This window comes from Shewanella chilikensis, assembly GCF_037953065.1.
Lineage (GTDB): Bacteria > Pseudomonadota > Gammaproteobacteria > Enterobacterales > Shewanellaceae > Shewanella > Shewanella chilikensis.
Window position 1 is genome coordinate 2,748,869 of the sequence record NZ_CP149966.1, and the last position, 18,190, is coordinate 2,767,058.

The window sequence follows — 18,190 nt, forward strand, 5'->3', positions numbered from 1 at the left end:
AAAACAGTGTTGTAACTAGGGTGCTTCCTGGTTCAGGTAGAGGATAAGCGCCGCCAGCTCCTTGGGGTCTGAACTTTTCGAGGTGATCAAATATTTGCCATTGACCAACAGCGAAGGCACTCCCCGGATCCCGGAGAGCTGAGTTTGGGTATCATAATTAGCCAGTGCCAGCTTGCTGTCGGCCGAGCCCAAGGTTTGGTTGAGTTCTTGTTCATTCACCCCCTGCGCCAAAAAGAAGTCCTTTAACTGCTGAGGTCTTTCAAAAGCCTGATGCTTCTCATGGATCCGATTAAAAATATTACCGTGCACCTGATCGGTAATCCTGAATTTCTGCGCCAGATAATAGGCTTCCTGACTGAGGATCCAGGAGGGGCGCCCGGCGCCGACGGGAGTGCGTTCAAAATCCAACTTACCCTTGAGCAGTTCAGCTGTCTGCTGCATCAAGGGATCCTTGTAGTAGCAATGGGGACAGTTATAGGAGAAAAACTCTCTGACTATGCCACTCTTGGCTTCAGGGATCCCAGGCACCTTGATATAGTCGCGCCCTTCCTGAAAATCGGCCGCACTGACACTTAAACTACTGAGGGCCAGGAATATCAGCGGTAAGACTCTCACCATTTTGGATAACAAAGACATAGGCTTTCCTCTTGTTATTTTTTAGTCACGCTTTTTATTGGCAAGCAGCAATAAGGCTATCTGCCTCGGAGTACCTGTATTCAAACTCAAGCTCGCGGCAGATGAGAGAACCATCCACCCACTTACCCGTTCCATTATCTGTGGCAAATTCGGGCATCGCCAAACCGAGCGCTTTGGCAGCTGCCGGATAAAATTCTTGCCTGGTTGGATGACAAGGTGCACAAAGGTTATAGATGGCCCCGGGGTTAGCTGCGGTCAATAACTGCAGGCAAGCATTTATACAGTCATCGAGATGCACCAGATTCACCACGGCGTTTGCGCCGGGCAGCCCTGTCTTCCCGGCAAGGAAGCGCCCGGGGTGGCGCCCTGGACCGACCAAACCGGCAAAGCGAATGACAGTGACTTCAAGGCCTTCATTGGCAAGCGCCAGTATCTTCTGCTCAGCTGTTGCCAAGGTGGTGCAATAACTGTCCAACGAGACATCAACAGCTGTCGCCTCAGTGACTACACCTTGGGATTGGGGATAAACCCCTGAACTACTAATAAACAATAGACGTTTGATACGGCTTGCAGCAATCACAGGCAATAGACGCTCGAGAGAAGCTAGATAATCATTATCGCCGCGCCTGAGACCGGGGGGAATATTGAGTACCAGGGCATCACAGTCATCCGGCAACGAAGGTAAAAGAGCCGGTTCTGCAAGATTGAGGATCACGGCTTCCAGCCCCTCTTTTCTCAACAGCTCCGCGCCCTCCTCGGTACGCTTACTGCCGCAAACCTTAACCCCTCTGGTGACCAGTTCCCTTGCCAATGGCAAACCGAACCAACCACAGCCCCAAACCGCAATATGTTTCATCGCCCTACTCCGCTGTATACCGAGCTCAAGCATAAGACATATGAGAATAAAAACCAGAGGTGGATCTATGAATGACCAAAGTTTGGCCGCTCACGGCAAGAGAACGCGAGTTGCAAGCTACTCCAAGGCACTGAAATAGAAACTGATGCCAGCCCCGGTTTGCAGAGTTCTTGCGGCCCCCTCAGTCAGCTCTTCAGACTTGAGTACGGCTTCCACGCTAACCTCTTCGTCCATCAAAAAACGTAATTTAGGCTCGCTACCATCGTTTTTACAAGCCCAAACCTGAGGTTGCCGCACCTCTGATGTGGTCATCATCACCTTGCCGACGCTGTTATCAGACAAGCTCACCAAAGTGCCTGGCGGGTAAATCCCCAATACCTTCACCAACGCCGAAATCAGCTGCTCTTGATGCTTGCCAACCCGATTCTTAAACAGATATCCCAAAGCAATTTGCGGCGAGACTATCTCTTGACGAGCCAATTGGCTGTCATAGTCATTAGCCAGCGCGACTATCTGAGTGGTCAATGGCAGCTTGGCCAGCTTAAGCCTATCGGGATAACCTGAGCCATCGATAAACTCATGGTGATGCTTCACAATATGCAACACCTCATTACCAAACAAGCCACTACGTTTGAGCATGTCATAACCAAAATTGGGATGCATGGAGAGAAAGTTGCTTTCATGCTGACTCAAGGGGCTGCGCTTACGTCTGATGGCATCGGGCACCTTGAGTTTGCCTATATCGTGCAGAAGTGCCCCCAGAGCAATATCCCTCAGCTTGTCCTTGGACAACTCAAGCGAATGGCCAATCATCAAGGCCAGTACCGCAACTGATATCCCGTGCTGAGTCACGCTGGGAGTCCCTTCACCACTGGACACCAAGGCCAACTTGGGATTGCCAGACTCCAATAGATGGTTCAGCATTTGCTCGACTAAAGCTGAAGCTTCGCGAATGGCACCTTCAGGATCAGACACTAACTTACTGACTACAGTACGACAGTCATTAATGGCATTCAAAAAGCGTCCCTGGCTCTTACGTATCGCCTTGCGGGCAGAGGCTTTGGGATCCGGTTGGTTGTCCTTTGCTCGTTCTGTTGCTTGCTGTGCCTCGTTTTCCTCTTCAATTACATCATTAAGTAGGTCTTCGTCAGAGATTAAAATGACATAGGGCACACCGAGATTGCGGATCATCTCTATCTGACTGGCATCTTTGATTTCAATGCGATTGAACAAAAAGGGATGATCTGTCCAGGACAGCGGCAGTTTGACTGTGATGCCAGTTTGCAGGCGTGACAGAGGGAGATGGATCCTTTCAGCTTTGGCCACTCAAAGTTTCTCCAGAGAACAACTTGATAAAACAAGGTTTTAAAAAATGAAATCCAAGAATCTTAACTATAGACCATTGGAAACCAAACGTAAGAATGAAATGACAAATTTATGACAAAAATCGCTTGTTTGACAGTGTTTTAGTCGTTAATCCACCATGCATACAATTTCCTGTTCAGATTTCATCCGCCAAAGTCGCTAGTGATAACTGTCTAAGCCGAACGCTGCCAATGGGTCTCTGTTTTATATAGCAAATAACTGCCGAATCTGCCTTTTAAATCACTCCAATTTCTCCTGTTTTTGCCAGTCGTTGAGATAATGGCGTAAATGCGCCGACTTGGCGAGATAGAGCAAGGACCAGAACAGGAATAAGGCATCCAACGCTAGATTCCAACTAAACAACCAATCGTTGTGACCAAGACGCTGAATAAGCAGCACGCCATCTATTCCCAGCAACAGCGCCAACCACCAGCGAATTTGTCGAAACAGTAGGATCAATGCCTCAAATACCCGTTTACGCTCGGCCAGGATCAAACCATAGATCAGCAAGGCGCCAGCGCCTGCAGCCAGAGACAATAGAAAGTCACTCTTTTCCGGATAAAACAACCGTACCAAAGCGGCCCTGTCGCTGGCTTGGGTCAGAGATGCAACAAACACACACCAGCCGCGGGCCAAAAACAGCACTATGATGTAAAGCAGTAACGGCGGCTTGATATGACCATCATTGTCAAGCCAGCGTACATGTTCAAATTTAAGCAAGGACATAATCCCATCATTGTGACTCACCCAGACAAGGCCTGGCACAGCCATGGTAAAAATAACCGAAAGCGTTCACACTTGTGACTGACTCTGTTTTTAAGCAGCGGGATACGCCTCTCCCATAAGCTGTCTCAATGAGGCGATCTGTGAGCGCGTCTCGACCAGCCATCTTACGAAATAATGAGGTGGGTCCTGTGGCAACACAATTCAAGTATGTGGCGCAATAAATAGAAGCCAGAAGCAAGCTGTTTGGCTATTTTGACTCTAAAACCTTAAGAGTCCCATATCCCCCCGGATTGGTTGCCACTGAGTGAAGGTAAAAAAAGCCCCGCTGCTTGGCGCAACGTAGTTCACTTAAGCGGAGCTGCCTTGTGATTAACAGGATATCGGGTCTTTGATATTTTTACCGCCCTAGGCCGATTTGGCTTAGGGCGTTTGTCTATAAAAAGGATGGACAAGTCTCCTCGCAGACTGTTTAGACGCTTCGGCGTATTACCTGGTGACACCGCTTTGCTCATGACTTTGAGCTGACTTGCGATGAACTGACAAGCGTACTTAAAGCTGATTTCATTGGGCATTCGACCATGCTCTACTGCCGCTTGGCTCGCTTCTCGTCTCACCAAGTTATAACCAAGAAAGTCGGCAAAGCAGTTTTGAATAGACATAAAAAAACGGAAACCTACAAACAGGTTTCCGATTGTCTCTCATCAGAAGGATCGGTCAACCGATCCTTATCTGATCTACGTTGCGCGGCTTGGCGGTGCTTAAGCAGAAGGATTAAGCTCAGGATTGCTGCAGAGAAATTCGGCTCAGGGCTGTAGCAGCGCCAGCAAACCTGCTTCATCCAACACCTTAACCCCAAGCTCATTGGCCTTGGTCAATTTGGAGCCAGCGGCCTCGCCGGCCACCACGCAGTCTGTCTTCTTGGAGACACTGCCGGACACTTTTGCGCCGAGCGCCTCAAGCTGCGCCTTGGCGTCAGTGCGGCTCATCTGACTCAGGGTGCCGGTCAATACCCAAGTCTGGCCCTTGAGCGGTTGTTCATCTTCAGACGGCGCTTCGATTGCCGGCCAGGTCACCCCGGCGGCCAGCAGTTTATCTATCACCTCAAGGTTGTGGGGCTGAGCAAAGAAGTGCGCTACATGCTGAGCCACTATGGCACCGACATCTTCCACTTCGATAAGCTGTTCGACACTCGCTTGCCTCAGGGCATCCAGCTCTTTGAAGTGCCGCGCCAGGTTGGCGGCGGTAGACTCACCTACCTCACGGATCCCCAAGGCGTAGAGAAACTTGGCCAGGGTTGTTTGCTTGGCCGCTTCTATGGCCTGCACCAGATTGGTGGCCGACTTGAGTCCCATCCGCTCCAGCATGGTCAGTGCCGAAGCCGTGAGAGAGAACAGATCCGCCGGGCTCTCCACCAGCTCCTTATCGATCAGCTGCTCGACTATCTTGTCGCCCATGCCATCTATATCCAGCGCCTTGCGAGAAGCAAAGTGCTTGATGGCTTCCTTGCGCTGCGCTTCGCAGAACAGGCCACCGGTGCAGCGGGCCACGGCTTCTCCCTCGAGGCGTTCCACCTGAGAGCCACAAACCGGGCATTGCGCCGGGAAACGGATCTCGTTGGCATCCTCAGGTCTTTTTTCCGGCACCACAGCAACCACTTGCGGGATAACATCACCGGCACGGCGAATGATCACTGTATCGCCAATTTTAACCCCGAGGCGGGCGATTTCGTCGGCGTTGTGCAAAGTGGCGTTGGAAACTGTCACCCCACCGACAAACACAGGCTTGAGCCTGGCGACCGGTGTCACGGCGCCGGTGCGGCCTACCTGAAAGTCGACCCCTTCGAGCAGAGTCATCTCTTCCTGGGCCGGAAACTTATAAGCGATGGCCCAGCGCGGTGCACGGGAGACAAATCCCAGTGTCTGCTGCGCTTCTATGCTGTTGACCTTGAATACCACACCATCGATTTCATAGGCCAAAGCACTGCGGCGCGCCATAATATCCCGGTAGTAGTCATCCACTTCGCTGAGGTCCTTGGCAAGGCGGATCTCACTGCTGACCGGCAATCCCCAGGTTTTAAGCTGCTGCAACTGCCCAAGATGGGTGTCCGCCAGCGGGAAGGATTCCGGCTCAACCACGCCCAATGCATAAGCGTAAAACGCCAGTGCCCGAGAGGCAGTGATCTTGGAGTCCAGCTGCCGCAAACTGCCGGCAGCGGCATTACGCGGATTGACAAACAGCTTGTCTCCCTTGACCCGGTTACGCTCGTTGAGCGCCTCGAAGGCCGCCTTGGGCATGAATACTTCACCGCGCACTTCCAACAGCGGCGGATAATCATCGCCCCTGAGTTTCAGCGGCACCGCCCGAATGGTACGAACGTTTTCGGTAATATCTTCACCGACCGCACCATCGCCACGGGTGGCAGCACGCTCCAGCACGCCATCGCGATAGAGGATACTGACCGCCAGCCCATCGAGCTTGGGCTCGCAGCAATAGCTGAACTCGCCTACTCTGTCAGTCACCCGTTTATGGAAGGCGGCAAAGTCTTCTTCACTGAAGGCGTTGTCCAGACTGAGCATAGGTTTAAGGTGAGTCACCTGTTCAAACTTGGCCAGCGCCAACCCACCGACTCTGAGGCTTGGCGAGTCGCTGCGTTGCAGCTCAGGGTGCTCGGCCTCCAGCATTCTGAGCCGCTGCATCAGGCGGTCATATTCGGCATCGGGAATGCTGGGGTTGTCATCCACATAGTAGCGAATGTTGTGCTCGTTAATGGTGCTTATCAGCTGATCAATTTCGTTTTCAATGGCTTGCATAAAAATTCCGCACAAAACAAAGGCCGCAGAGGCGGCCTTGGATAGAGAGACTCACACTGGCTCCCTGATGAATATCAGCCCTGAGCCCGAATACGGCCCAGGTAGGCTTGTTTGGTGTCCTGATGCCATGGCTGACGCTGGCCATCCAGCAGCTCGGCACCTAGGTCATCCGCCAATTGATGGGCGGAGTTGAGCATGATGGAAAAGTTCATCAGCGGATCGCCATGACAAGGCAAGGTCATAAACAGAACTATCCCTTGAGTGCTGAACTGCTCCATGTTGTCCGGGTCAAACACCCCGGGCTTAACCATGTTGGCCAGGGAAAACAGCACCCGACCTGTGCCGGCGTTGTCTTCATGGCGATGGAAAATGTTCATGTCACCAAACTTGAAGTTCAGCGCCAACAGGCAAGGCAGCAGCTCAGCGCCGCTGAGGCTCTCGCCCTCTTTGGCAACCACATGCAGTACCAAAACATCTGTGGGTTCAGGCAACTCATCGTGGCGCGACTCTTCCTTGGCCTGCTCGCGGGTCTGTTGTTCAGTGGCAAGTTGTGGCTCTGGCTGGCAGTTTTCCTGATGTTCGGCTTCGACTGTGGAATGGGCGTTGCCTGTCTGTGCATCGGCCCCCAGCCCCAACTCCATCTGCATTTCGGCCGTATCTTGGTCATCATCGAGATGCAACACAGGCTCCTGCCGTTGTGGTTTGCTGTTTACTCTGGGCTCAGGTTTGGCCCCGGATAGGGAAAACGCCTGTTCACTTTCGCTCTCATCTGCTTGAGGTGACTGAAAACCGGGTTTACGCAACTTACTGCTCTTAAGCTTGGGCGGCTTCTCATCCGGTGAGACTTTACGTACCCTCACCTCTCCAATTCCATCGGCATCGAAACCTTCACTGTCACGCCGAGCCTGGTCCTTATAGAAACCTGTCAGCGGATTTTCTTTAAGCGACTTGGGCTGTTGTTTGCGGATAGACCAGAAACCGTGAACCAGCACGGCAATAATGGCAATCGCGCCCAACACAGACAATACCAGTTGCAAATCTTCCATTGGTTACCTGTTTTCCTATGGTTATCCGGCGTCGGCCATAGCCACCGCTTCTTCAATATCGACTGCGACTATGCGAGAGACACCCGGCTCATGCATAGTGACACCTATCAGTTGATCAGCCATCTCCATGGTGAGTTTATTGTGGCTGATATAGATAAACTGTACGCTGTCCGACATCTCCTGCAAAAGACGGCAGAATCTGTCGACATTGGCGTCATCCAAAGGTGCATCGACCTCATCCAGCATACAAAAAGGCGCCGGGTTGAGTCTGAAAATCGCAAACACCAATGATAAAGCCGTCAGCGCCTTTTCTCCACCCGAAAGTAGATGAATTGTGCTGTTCTTCTTGCCCGGTGGCCGGGCCATGATGGTCACTCCGGTATCGAGTAAATCATCATCTGTCAGCGCCAGATAGGCACTGCCGCCACCAAATACCTTGGGAAACAACTCTCCCAGTCCGGCATTGACCTGCTCAAAAGTCGACTTAAAGCGACTGCGGGTCTCCTTGTCTATCTTACGGATAGCCTCTTCAAGACTGGCCAGCGCCTTGTTGAGATCTTCATCCTGGGCATCGAGATAAGCCTTACGCTCTTTTTGCTGCTCATACTCTTCAATGGCCGCCAGGTTAATGGCGCCGAGGCGACTTATCTTGCGCCTAACCGATTCCAGCTGGTCCTGCCAGGGCGCTATTTTTGCTTCATCCGGCAGGTTCGCCGCCACTTCATGCAGCTTGATCTGCTGCTCACTGAGCTGCGCCAATTGGCTGTTGGCCTGACCTTTCAATCCCTCGCGACGTAACTTTAACGTGCTGATTGTCTGAGTCAAGTGCTCCAGTTGTCCAAGCTGTTGTTTTTGCTTTAAAGCTGTACTATCCAACTGCTGTTGCCGCTCGGCAAGTTTGGCCCGGGTATGCTCAAGCTCCGCCTGCATCCCGTGCTGCTGCGCCAGCAATCCTTCCAGGCGTTGCTCAAGCGGTTGCAGCTCGGCGCTATCTGCATCCTGCTGCGGTTTATCCAGCAATTCCCTGCGCTTGTGCTCGGCCTGCTGCAACTGCTCGGTCAACTGTTTACGCCGCTGCGCTGCCAACGCCAAGGCGGTTTTCTGCTCCGCCAGAGTCCCGTTCAAGGTTTTTAACTGGCGCTCGAGTTCGCTCAAGCTGACTTTAAGGCTGTTTTTTTGCTGATTGGCCTCGTTGTGGCGCTCACTCAGCAATCGCTCCTGCCGCTGGCGCTCATAAAGAGTATCATCGGCAGCAAACTGACTCTCAATCAGCGTCTCCAGCTCAAACTGCTCCTGCTCGAGGCGCTCTTTCAGCTCAGCGATTTCCGCTTCTGTCTGCTGCCTTTGTTTGAACTCACGCGCCGCCTGCTCGGTGGCCGCCTCATAAGCCATCACCGCGCGGGTCAACGCCAGTTGCTGTTGCTGCAGCGCCTCGGACTTGAGCTGCTGAGCCCGCCTTAATTCGTTGAATCTATCCTGAGCCGCGGTGGTTTGCTGCTGCGCCTGCCGGTTTTCGCTTACAAGCTTATCGAGATCGGCCTGAATGTCGCCCTGCTCGGCGGTCAGCTTCACCAGTGACTGGCCATCCTCGGCGAGCGTCAGCTTTACATCATGTGCAAAAAGGTTGCCATCGCGGCAGAGGATCAGCTCACCCTCTGCCAGCCCCTGCTCGAGCATGTTGGATGCCTGCTGCGCCGACTGGGCCCAACGCACTCTGTTAAGCCAGGGACTTAAGTTGACGCCAGCGCTGACCGGCCCCCAACTCTGGCGATAAGTCTGAGCAAAACCTTGGCCATCAAATGGTTTGGAGTCAGGATAGACAGCGGCGCGCATCAAGGGGCCAAGCCAGGCCTCAACCACTTGCTCCCAACCGGCCTCAACCTGAATGTCCTGCCAAAGCTGAGTCAAGGCAGTTTGTGTTGCTTGCGTTGCTTGAGCGGCGCCTTCGAGCCACTGACTTATCAGCTCCAGGCGACCAGTTAGACCCGAGCGGCGCTGCACCAACTGCTGCTCGGCTTGTTTTGCCTGCTCCCACGCCTCCTGGGCCTTGGTCAACTCTGCGCCATGCCGTTCGACATCGGCTTTAGCTGCCGCCAATTGTGACTCACACAAGCTGACCTGCTGCTGAAGCTCAGCCGGGTTTGCCCTGTTATCGGCCTCAGGTTGCGGCAATCTTGCACTGAGCTTCTCAAGCTGCTCCGTGCGCTGGGCATGTTGCTGCTTAAGATGCTGCTCCCGGGTGGCGGCCAGCTCCTGTTGATGCTTGATATCTCTGACCGCAGTCGCCGCCTGTTGCAACTCGCCGGCAAGGCTTTCACTTTGTGAGAGTGCCGCTTCATACTGCTGACTCAGTTCAAACTGCTGCTCTTCCAGCTCTTCCTGGCGCGGCAAATGTTGCTGCAAACTGTCATCCAGGGTTTGCTCCTGTTGTTTGGCCTGAGCCAACTGTTCATTCAATGTGGCGATTTGCTGTTGCAGCGCACCCAATTCAGATGCCTGCTGTTTATCCCGCTCTTTGAGATACTTGAGCTGCTGCTCGATACGGGCAATTTCAGTGTTGTTGTGATAAAAATCGGCAACCTGGCGCTGCTCCTTTTCACTGAGTTCATCCTGAGCCAGCTTTTGCTGAGTCAGGCTCAACTCCAACTCTTGCTTCTGCGCCTGCTGCTGGGCCAGCTCAGTCTCCAGCCTTTCTATCTCGCTGTTTTGCGCCTCGGCCTGCTCATTGAGCTCCAAGAAACGCATCACCAAGAGTTCGGCATGCAAGCGCCGCTCACTTTGCTTGTATTCCCGATAACGTTTGGCGGCCTGGGCCTGAATCGTCAACTTATCCAGCTGTTTACCAAGCTCAGAGCGAATATCCCCCAGGCGCTCAAGGTTTTCACGGGTATGGCGAATCCGGTTTTCCGTGTCCTTACGCCGCTCTTTGTAACGGGAGATACCTGCGGCCTCTTCAATAAAGACCCTGAGTTCCTGCGGTTTACATTCTATCAAGCGGGAGATGGTGCCCTGGCCTATGATGGCGTAGCTGCGTGGTCCAAGGCCGGTGCCCATAAAGATATCCGTAATATCCTTGCGGCGGCATTTTTGACCGTTGAGAAAATAAAGGGCTTCGCCATCGCGGGAGACCTGGCGCTTAACGGAAATTTCACCGTAGTTGGCATACTGGCCGCCGATACGCCCAAGGGCGTTGTCGAATACCAGCTCAACGCCGGCGACAGAAACAGGCTTACGGGCACTGGAGCCGTTAAAGATAACATCGGCCATGGAGTCACCGCGCAGGTGTTTGGCCGAGCTTTCACCCAGCACCCAGCGCACGGCATCAATCACATTGGATTTACCACAGCCATTGGGGCCGATTATGGCCGTCAGCGGATTGAGAAAAGGGATTTTGGTAGCATCGACAAATGACTTGAAGCCAGCGAGTTTTATCTGTTTGAGTCTCATATTTGCCGTTGGATGTCAGTGCCGATTGTTTTTGTTTTGCGGGCCAATCCTGAAAGAAATTCAATAGCCTGATTGAAACGCCGCCGTCCTGGCCCAAGAAGCTGTATAAGCGCTGTCACTTTAGCAAAGCGGGCCGCATTTTGTAACGTTTTTTATTCCCTTGGCTGCGTTTTTCCCTTGTTTTCGTGGCCTTGGTTGCTCAAAATCGGCCTAAGTATTCTTTGTATTGAGAGTAAGTGGTACATGTCCGCATCTTCAAGACCCGCCAAGAGCGGCGTCAACTATTTTCTCCAAGGCTTTAGCCTGATCAAACAACCGGGCTTGCGCAGCTTTGTGTTTATTCCGCTGATGATCAACCTGCTGTTGTTTGCCGGGGTCATCTATTTTGCCATAGGCCAACTGGGGAATGTGTTTGCCTGGCTCGAAGGGCAACTGCCGGACTATCTCAGCTGGCTTAATGTGATCCTCTGGCCACTGGCGATTATCACCCTGCTGGTGCTGCTGTCGTTTATCTTCAGCTCTGTGATGAACTGGCTGGCAGCGCCATTTAACGGCCTGCTGGCCGAAAAGGTAGAGCAACTGTTGACCGGCAAGCCGCTCAATACCGGCGGCACCTTGGATTTAATCAAGGATCTGCCGCGGATCCTCGGCCGCGAATGGCAAAAGCTGGTGTATTACCTGCCGCGGGCCATACTGATCCTGCTGCTGTTTTTTATCCCGGTGATTGGTCAAACCGTTTTCCCTGTGGTCTGGTTTATCTTCAGTGCCTGGATGATGAGCATCCAATACTGTGACTACCCTTTCGATAACCACAAGGTGGCATTCAAAGAGATGAAGTTTGCCCTGAAAAATACCAAGGGCAGCAGTATGAGCTTCGGCGCCGCCGTCACCCTATTTTCCATGATCCCTATAGTCAACTTTATCGTGATGCCGGTTGCCATTTGCGGTGCTACCTCCATGTGGGTCGATAAGTATCGCGAAGCCTATCGCAATCCGGCCATAGCGCCAGATTAAGCGCCGTAAGGCCGATTGAGATACAAAAATGCCTGCAGTTGCAGGCATTTTTTGTTGCAGCGGAAAGCCCTGCCTTAACAGGCACGCAGAATTAAACTGCCGATGGAGTAACCCGCGCCGAAGGAGCTCAACAGGCCCAACTCCCCCGGTTTGAAGTCCTGGTGATATTTATGGAAAGCGATTACCGAACCGGCCGATGCGGTATTGGCGTATTGATCCAGCACCACGGGCGCCTTCAAAGGCTCAGGCGTTTCACCCAGGAGCTTTTTCACCACAAACTGGTTCATATTGATATTGGCCTGATGCAGCCAAAGGCGCTTGAACTGCTCCGGCGTGATACCAACTTCTTCGAGCTGTGCATCCAAATGCTGGTATATCATGGGCAACAGCTCCTTAAAGACCTTGCGCCCCTGTTGATGAAACAGCTTATCGGCCTCGCCGGAAGTAGCCGGATCACAACGGTTAAGGAAACCAAAGTTACTGCGGATATTGTTCGAATAATGGGTAAAGCAGCGGCTCGACAGAATCTCAAAGGCTTGCTGGGCGCGGCAAGTCGCAGCCGGCTCCAATACCAAGGCTGTAGCCACATCGCCAAAAATAAAGTGGCTATCGCGGTCACGATAATTGACCTGAGCCGAACATATCTCAGGATTGATGACCAACACACGTCTGGCGCTACCACTACGAATGGCATTGGCCGCTGTCACCAGCGCAAAAGTCGCCGAAGAACAGGCAACCTGCATATCAAAGCCATAACCCCGGGTACCGAGGGTTTGCTGAATTTCAATCGCCATCGCCGGATAAGCACGCTGAGTATAGGCACAGGCGACTATCACCAAATCAATGTCATCCGCCTTGAGGCCAGCGTTATCAAGGGCTTGCTTGGCCGCATACAAGCCCATTTCTGCCTGCAGTGACAGGCTGTCGCTGGCACGCTCTGGGATTAAGGGCATCATGACTTCAGGATCCAAAATTCCCTCTTTGACCATCACAAATCTGTGTTTAATGCCTGAAGCCTTCTCAATAAACTCACTCGATGAATAATTCAGCGCCGCCACATGGCCAAGATCTATCTGGGCGCTGTTCTCGGTATTGAACAGGTCAACATACTGATTGAAGCTGTCCACCAGTTCTTGATTGGTTATTCCTTCCGGAGGGGTAAACAGCCCGGTACCGGAAATGACAATCGCATCCTTCATAAACTACCTTCTTATTGTTTTGTGACCGGATCCGCCTGCAGCATCGTCTCAGTCGGACTCATGCGTGGCTTACTCAAGTCAATGACAACTGTTGCTGAGATCTTATCCTGGATGGCTTGCCTGTTGGCATCCCAAAAAATCTGCAAGAAACCCAGCAGTCCAGTGGCAAAGCCTGCGCCGTATCCCCCGTAACGGCCAAAGGCGTCCCATAGGGAAAGCTTACCACCTCCTAGGGCGATCACCCGCACCCGCATGATTTTTTTGCCCAAAGTCTGACCATCGAACCAGGCAGTGAACAAGGTAAAATAGAATGCCGCCCAGCCAAATCCAAGCCCGAGATCATTGAGCATCCCCTTGGCCCAAGCGAGCAAACTGTATTGTGCCTCTTCCTCCTGCTCGTCCTCTTCTGCTTCCAGTCTTGAATCATCCTCGGTAGGTGCCGGCTTGGCTTGTGCATCGGTCTTTGCATTGGCTTGTACGTTGGTTTGTGCATTGAGCGTCGCTACAGACTCGGTTTTCATTGAAGCCAACTGCGGCAGCAAGTCTGCATTTATCGCCGCAATATCGGCTGCAGCAAGCGGCAGGTCATCCAATGCACCTTGCAGCATGGTCTCGACCTGGGTGCGTGACAGCCCTGCCTCAGCCGCGGCATTGACCAGCAAACCCGCTTCATGTTGAGCGCAGGCCTTGTACTCACACAAACTTAAACGCAGTAGCTGCGGCGTCAAGGTCAGCAGTGTCTGCCCCTGAATTTCATTATCGCGACGCTCTTGCAGGCCGTTGACTTTTATCATCTGCGGCACCGCAGACCAAAGCAAAACCACCGCCATAAACAGGTACAAAAGCCCCTTGGCCCAAGTGGAGATCCTGTTGGCGTGATTGTGTATATAGTAAGCCAGCAGGCACACCAAAAGCACAAACAGCGGGCCGGCCTGTTCGGCCAGTACTGCTATCAACAAACCGTCTATCGTGATAGCCAGTGCCCTTTTCCAAGGTTTTGCCAAGGGGGTGTAGAGCAGCTCCGGCGCCACACTGAATGCGGCCGGCGTCACTATGTTGCGGGGATCTTTGCCCGGATACCGCTTAAAGCCGTCCAGTTCCCCGGCTCTATTCATCTTTGCCTCCTCGGCATTACCCGTGTGATCCAAGGCTATTCTCCTATTTGAAATAGAATGTTATTTTTTGGTTAACGTGGATTTGGCATTGAGATTAACATAAAGCGAAACAGGCTTACTCCGAAGTTACGAATAACAGAGATTCATGTAATAACTAAAAAGAATAAAGAAGAACAAAGATTCACTTCTCTTTGATCTCATGAGGATTATGCTTTAGGGATGCAATCAAAGGAGGCCAGCAAGCCATGAGCAAAATTTTCGAAGACAATTCCTACACAATTGGTAACACTCCACTGGTTCGTCTTAACCGCGTCAGCAACGGCAAGGTGCTGGCCAAGGTAGAAGCCCGCAACCCAAGCTTCAGTGTCAAATGCCGTATTGGTGCCAATATGATTTGGGACGCCGAGAAAAAAGGCCTGTTGACCAAAGACACAGAGCTGATTGAACCCACCTCGGGAAATACGGGTATTGCGCTGGCCTATGTTGCCGCGGCCAGAGGTTACAAGTTGACTCTGACCATGCCCAACACCATGAGTCTCGAACGCCGCAAGCTGCTCAAGGCTCTGGGCGCCAATCTGGTACTGACTGATGGTGCCAAGGGTATGAAAGGAGCCATCGAAAAGGCCGAGGAAATTCGTCAATCGGCGCCGGAAAAATATCTACTGCTGCAGCAGTTTGACAACCCGGCCAACCCTGAGATCCACGAAAAAACCACAGGCCCTGAGATCTGGAACGATACCGATGGTCAAATCGATGTATTTGTTGCCGGTGTTGGTACCGGCGGCACCATCACAGGGGTGAGCCGTTATATCAAGAATACCCAAGGCAAGGCAATCACTGCTGTGGCCGTTGAACCAGCCGACTCACCTGTAATCAGCCAGACTCTGGCGGGCCAACCTGTGCAGCCAGGTCCGCACAAGATCCAGGGTATAGGCGCCGGCTTTATTCCGGGCAACCTGGATCTGGAACTGATTGACAAGGTCGAACTGGTCACCAATGACGAAGCGATAGAGATGGCTCACAGGCTGATGAAAGAAGAAGGCATTTTAGTGGGTATCTCCTCCGGTGCCGCCGTCGTTGCCGCCAACCGCATCGCCGCTCTACCTGAATTTGCAGACAAGAATATTGTAGTGATCCTACCATCGGCCGCTGAGCGTTATCTGTCCTCAGCCCTGTTTGTCGGCCAATTCAGCGATCAGGAAAACGTGCAGTAAATAAGCATAAACCGCAACTTGAAAGCCCTGTCTAATGACGAGGGCTTTTTTATGCCAACGTCTCGTCCTGAAATCAAAAGGGGTAATAACCACATATTTGCCCTCTTGATCAAAGTTTTATGCAACTGGCCTGTACTTGGCTTGTGCTTTGCGCCATAAAGACTCTTTTTGAACCTTTCCCACGGCTAAGACAATGCCCTTTTTTAGTGAACCCGCCAAACTCAGTGCCTTCGAGGCCAAATTTGAAGCACAAAAAATCGCCTTCGCTCCAGTCAGTTTTCAGGTGACCCGCTGCCTGCTGCAGTTCGACATCCTCAAACATATAGATGCCGCCGGCGATGAAGGCATTAGCCTTGAGATACTCAAAGAAAAAACCGGGCTAACTGCATATGCCCTGGGCGTTTTGCTTGATATGGCACTTTCCATGGGGCTGCTTTGGCACAAGGGAGACAATTACATCCTCGACAAGACAGGCTGGTTTCTGCTGCATGATGATATGGCCGCCACCAATCTCAATTTTATCCACGACATTTGCTACCAAGGCCTGTTTCATCTGCAACAGGCGCTGGAGCAAGGCTCTCCCGAGGGACTGAAAGTATTCGGCGATTGGCCCACTATTTATCCAGCCCTGAGCCAGTTACCGACAGAGGCCAAACACAGCTGGTTCGCCTTCGACCACTATTATTCAGATCATGCCTTTGACAGCCTGATGCCGCGCATATTTGCCAAAGGGCCGACTCATTTGGTGGATATCGGCGGCAATACCGGCAAATGGGCCTTGAAATGTGCCGGCTACAACACCCAGTGCCGGGTAACCATAATGGATCTTGCTCCCCAGCTTAAGCTGGCCGCCGAGGCAGCAAAAGCCGCGGGTTTGAACGAGCGGATATCCGGTCTGGCGTGCGATCTGCTGGCCCCTGACGGCCCCTTTGTGACCGACGGCGATCTTTATTGGATGAGCCAATTCCTCGACTGTTTCAGCGAGGCACAAATCCTGGCCATCCTACAGGCTTGTGCCAAAGCCATGCCGGAGACAGCCGAGCTCTGCATTCTGGAAACCTTTTGGGACAGGCAGCCCAATGCCGCCTCCGCCTACTGTGTCAATGCCACCTCGCTCTACTTCACCGCCATGGCCAATGGCAACAGTCGTATGTATCACTCCAAGGTACTGCTGAAACTACTGCAACAGGCGGGTTTCTATGTCGATGAAGATATCGATGACATAGGGCTTGGGCATACTCTGCTGCGCTGCAAGCTTAAATAAATTTGAATCAATGAATAACTTAATTTCAATTTTATTAATCAAAGACCGATTTTAGACTAGGACCATCAAATTGGAATCTAGAGGTCACAGTATGAAACTCGTTGCCACTACCACTGAAGAACTCAGCACTCGCGAGTCCAAGTTTAGTAAAGCCGCTTTCAAGCGACTGCCAAGCCCTCTGGCCGGATTGGCGCTGGCTATCGCCAGCCTGGGTTGGGCCTGGGAAAGCGTATCAGCAGAATTTCCCGGCCTGGTATTGGGCGCGGCGGTTGCCGGCATATTACTGTCTCTGCTGACAGTCAAATTCATTCTGCATCCTGAATTACTGAATGAAGAACTGCGCCACCCTGTAGTCGGCAGTGTGCTGCCCACCTTTGCCATGGCACTGATGGTGATCTCCAAAGCCGTAGGGATCCATCTTCCTTTGTGTGGCTTCCTGATCTGGTTGACGGCTATCGCCATTCACTGCTGTTTACTGGCGGCCTTTGTACTGCATAGAGCAATGGACTTCAACCTGGAGCATATGGTGCCCAGTTGGTTCGTGCCCCCTATCGGCATGGTGGTGGCAGCCGTGACCTTTCCCGGCGCCGAAGCCGGCGAAGTAGGCGCCCAAATCGCTCACATCATTCTGATGTTCGGCTTGGTGAGTTACTTGGTGATGCTGCCTGTGATGCTCTATCGCTTGATCTTCTGTAATCCGGTCGCGGATGCAGCCAAGCCGACCATAGCGATTCTGGCAGCACCGGCCAGCCTGTCTCTGGCCGGCTATTTGACCCTGACTCCCGAGCCTGAGCTTTGGTTGGTCGCCCTGCTGCTGAGTCTGGCCCTGCTGATGACCCTGGTCATCTATCTGGCCTTCCTGCACTTACTGCGACTGCCATTCAGCCCAGGGTTTGCTGCCTACACCTTCCCCATGGTGATAGGAGCCACTGCTCTACTGAAAACAGCCGCCTGGTGCAACAGCCACCCCATGCTGCAATCGCTGCATCGGCCACTGGCGCTACTTGGAAATATTGAGCTTGTGATAGCCAGTGCTATCGTTGGCTTCGTCGCTATCAGTTACCTCAGACACTACCGCCCCTGGTCATCTGTATGATAAAACCGAGTTACATTAACACCAAAAGCGTGATACATGTCACGCTTTTGGCAAATTAACAGATCTTCAACGGCCAACAAATATTCACTCAAGTATCTAGACAAATAAAAATATCTCTTAAACAAAAAAACAAAAGAACACAAAAATAACAAAGAAAAAACAAAAAACAATCAAAAAACAATCAAAAAACAAACCCACAAAAAACAACAATAAAACACAACACGACATTGCCATCCAATTAAAAAAATAAACACCGTACGTTATATCTTTGTTGCCAACATAATTTTAATTGTTATTAATTCAAACAATTTATATCTGTTTCATCTATGTTGCACTTTTTATTTCTGCAAGGTTATATTCCTGATACATCCGTAAACATTTATTACTTAATTCGGGTGTGAC

13 protein-coding genes and 1 pseudogene are annotated in these 18,190 nt (G+C 52.0%); 4 read left to right on the top strand and 10 right to left on the bottom strand.

The window, feature by feature from the left end:
• Window positions 1-15: 15 nt before the first annotated feature.
• From WKR14_RS12535 to WKR14_RS12570, 8 genes and pseudogenes are all read right to left on the bottom strand, one after another.
• Entirely contained in the window at window positions 16-636 is a 621-nt protein-coding gene (locus WKR14_RS12535) for a thiol:disulfide interchange protein DsbA/DsbL (protein ID WP_101056406.1), read from the bottom strand.
• A 34-nt stretch (window positions 637-670) separates the two neighbouring features.
• The gene (locus WKR14_RS12540; RefSeq protein ID WP_339086358.1) at window positions 671-1,492 is read right to left on the bottom strand and encodes an SDR family oxidoreductase; all 822 of its coding nucleotides are present in this window, start codon (window positions 1,490-1,492) and stop codon (window positions 671-673) included.
• Between the two features lie 117 nt (window positions 1,493-1,609).
• Window positions 1,610-2,818: an HD-GYP domain-containing protein gene (locus tag WKR14_RS12545; RefSeq protein ID WP_101056404.1), complete on the bottom strand. Its 1,209-nt coding sequence runs from the start codon at window positions 2,816-2,818 to the stop codon at window positions 1,610-1,612.
• Between the two features lie 279 nt (window positions 2,819-3,097).
• Window positions 3,098-3,583 (bottom strand): DUF2919 domain-containing protein, encoded by a 486-nt coding sequence (locus WKR14_RS12550; protein ID WP_234556021.1) that lies wholly within the window; start codon window positions 3,581-3,583, stop codon window positions 3,098-3,100.
• A 344-nt stretch (window positions 3,584-3,927) separates the two neighbouring features.
• Window positions 3,928-4,215 (bottom strand): annotated as a pseudogene (locus WKR14_RS12555) (IS4 family transposase); the annotation flags it as partial.
• Between the two features lie 171 nt (window positions 4,216-4,386).
• The gene (ligA, locus tag WKR14_RS12560; RefSeq protein WP_101056106.1) at window positions 4,387-6,393 is read right to left on the bottom strand and encodes an NAD-dependent DNA ligase LigA; all 2,007 of its coding nucleotides are present in this window, start codon (window positions 6,391-6,393) and stop codon (window positions 4,387-4,389) included.
• 74 nt (window positions 6,394-6,467) lie between these two features.
• On the bottom strand, window positions 6,468-7,439 hold the full coding sequence (gene zipA, locus WKR14_RS12565; RefSeq protein WP_101056107.1) for a cell division protein ZipA: 972 nt from the start codon (window positions 7,437-7,439) through the stop codon (window positions 6,468-6,470).
• Window positions 7,440-7,460: 21 nt separating this feature from the next.
• Window positions 7,461-10,886 (bottom strand): chromosome segregation protein SMC, encoded by a 3,426-nt coding sequence (locus WKR14_RS12570; RefSeq protein ID WP_339086364.1) that lies wholly within the window; start codon window positions 10,884-10,886, stop codon window positions 7,461-7,463.
• 243 nt (window positions 10,887-11,129) lie between these two features.
• Between WKR14_RS12570 and cysZ the strand changes: the two genes are divergently transcribed.
• A complete protein-coding gene (gene cysZ / locus WKR14_RS12575) occupies window positions 11,130-11,900 on the top strand; it encodes a sulfate transporter CysZ (RefSeq protein WP_071475941.1) in 771 nt (256 codons plus the stop codon).
• 74 nt (window positions 11,901-11,974) lie between these two features.
• On the opposite strand, the gene WKR14_RS12580 is transcribed toward cysZ, so the two are convergent.
• The gene (locus WKR14_RS12580; protein ID WP_335917712.1) at window positions 11,975-13,099 is read right to left on the bottom strand and encodes a beta-ketoacyl-ACP synthase III; all 1,125 of its coding nucleotides are present in this window, start codon (window positions 13,097-13,099) and stop codon (window positions 11,975-11,977) included.
• A gap of 11 nt (window positions 13,100-13,110) precedes the next feature.
• Window positions 13,111-14,214: an RDD family protein gene (locus WKR14_RS12585; RefSeq protein ID WP_335923378.1), complete on the bottom strand. Its 1,104-nt coding sequence runs from the start codon at window positions 14,212-14,214 to the stop codon at window positions 13,111-13,113.
• 245 nt (window positions 14,215-14,459) lie between these two features.
• Between WKR14_RS12585 and cysK the strand changes: the two genes are divergently transcribed.
• The 3 genes from cysK to WKR14_RS12600 all read left to right on the top strand — a co-directional run bounded on the left by cysK (window position 14,460) and on the right by WKR14_RS12600 (window position 17,788).
• Window positions 14,460-15,428 (top strand): cysteine synthase A, encoded by a 969-nt coding sequence (gene cysK, locus WKR14_RS12590; protein WP_165565241.1) that lies wholly within the window; start codon window positions 14,460-14,462, stop codon window positions 15,426-15,428.
• Between the two features lie 193 nt (window positions 15,429-15,621).
• The gene (locus WKR14_RS12595; RefSeq protein WP_234556514.1) at window positions 15,622-16,692 is read left to right on the top strand and encodes a methyltransferase; all 1,071 of its coding nucleotides are present in this window, start codon (window positions 15,622-15,624) and stop codon (window positions 16,690-16,692) included.
• Between the two features lie 91 nt (window positions 16,693-16,783).
• Window positions 16,784-17,788, top strand: a complete 1,005-nt coding sequence (locus tag WKR14_RS12600; protein ID WP_101056121.1) for a TDT family transporter — start codon at window positions 16,784-16,786, stop codon at window positions 17,786-17,788.
• Window positions 17,789-18,190 lie beyond the last annotated feature (402 nt).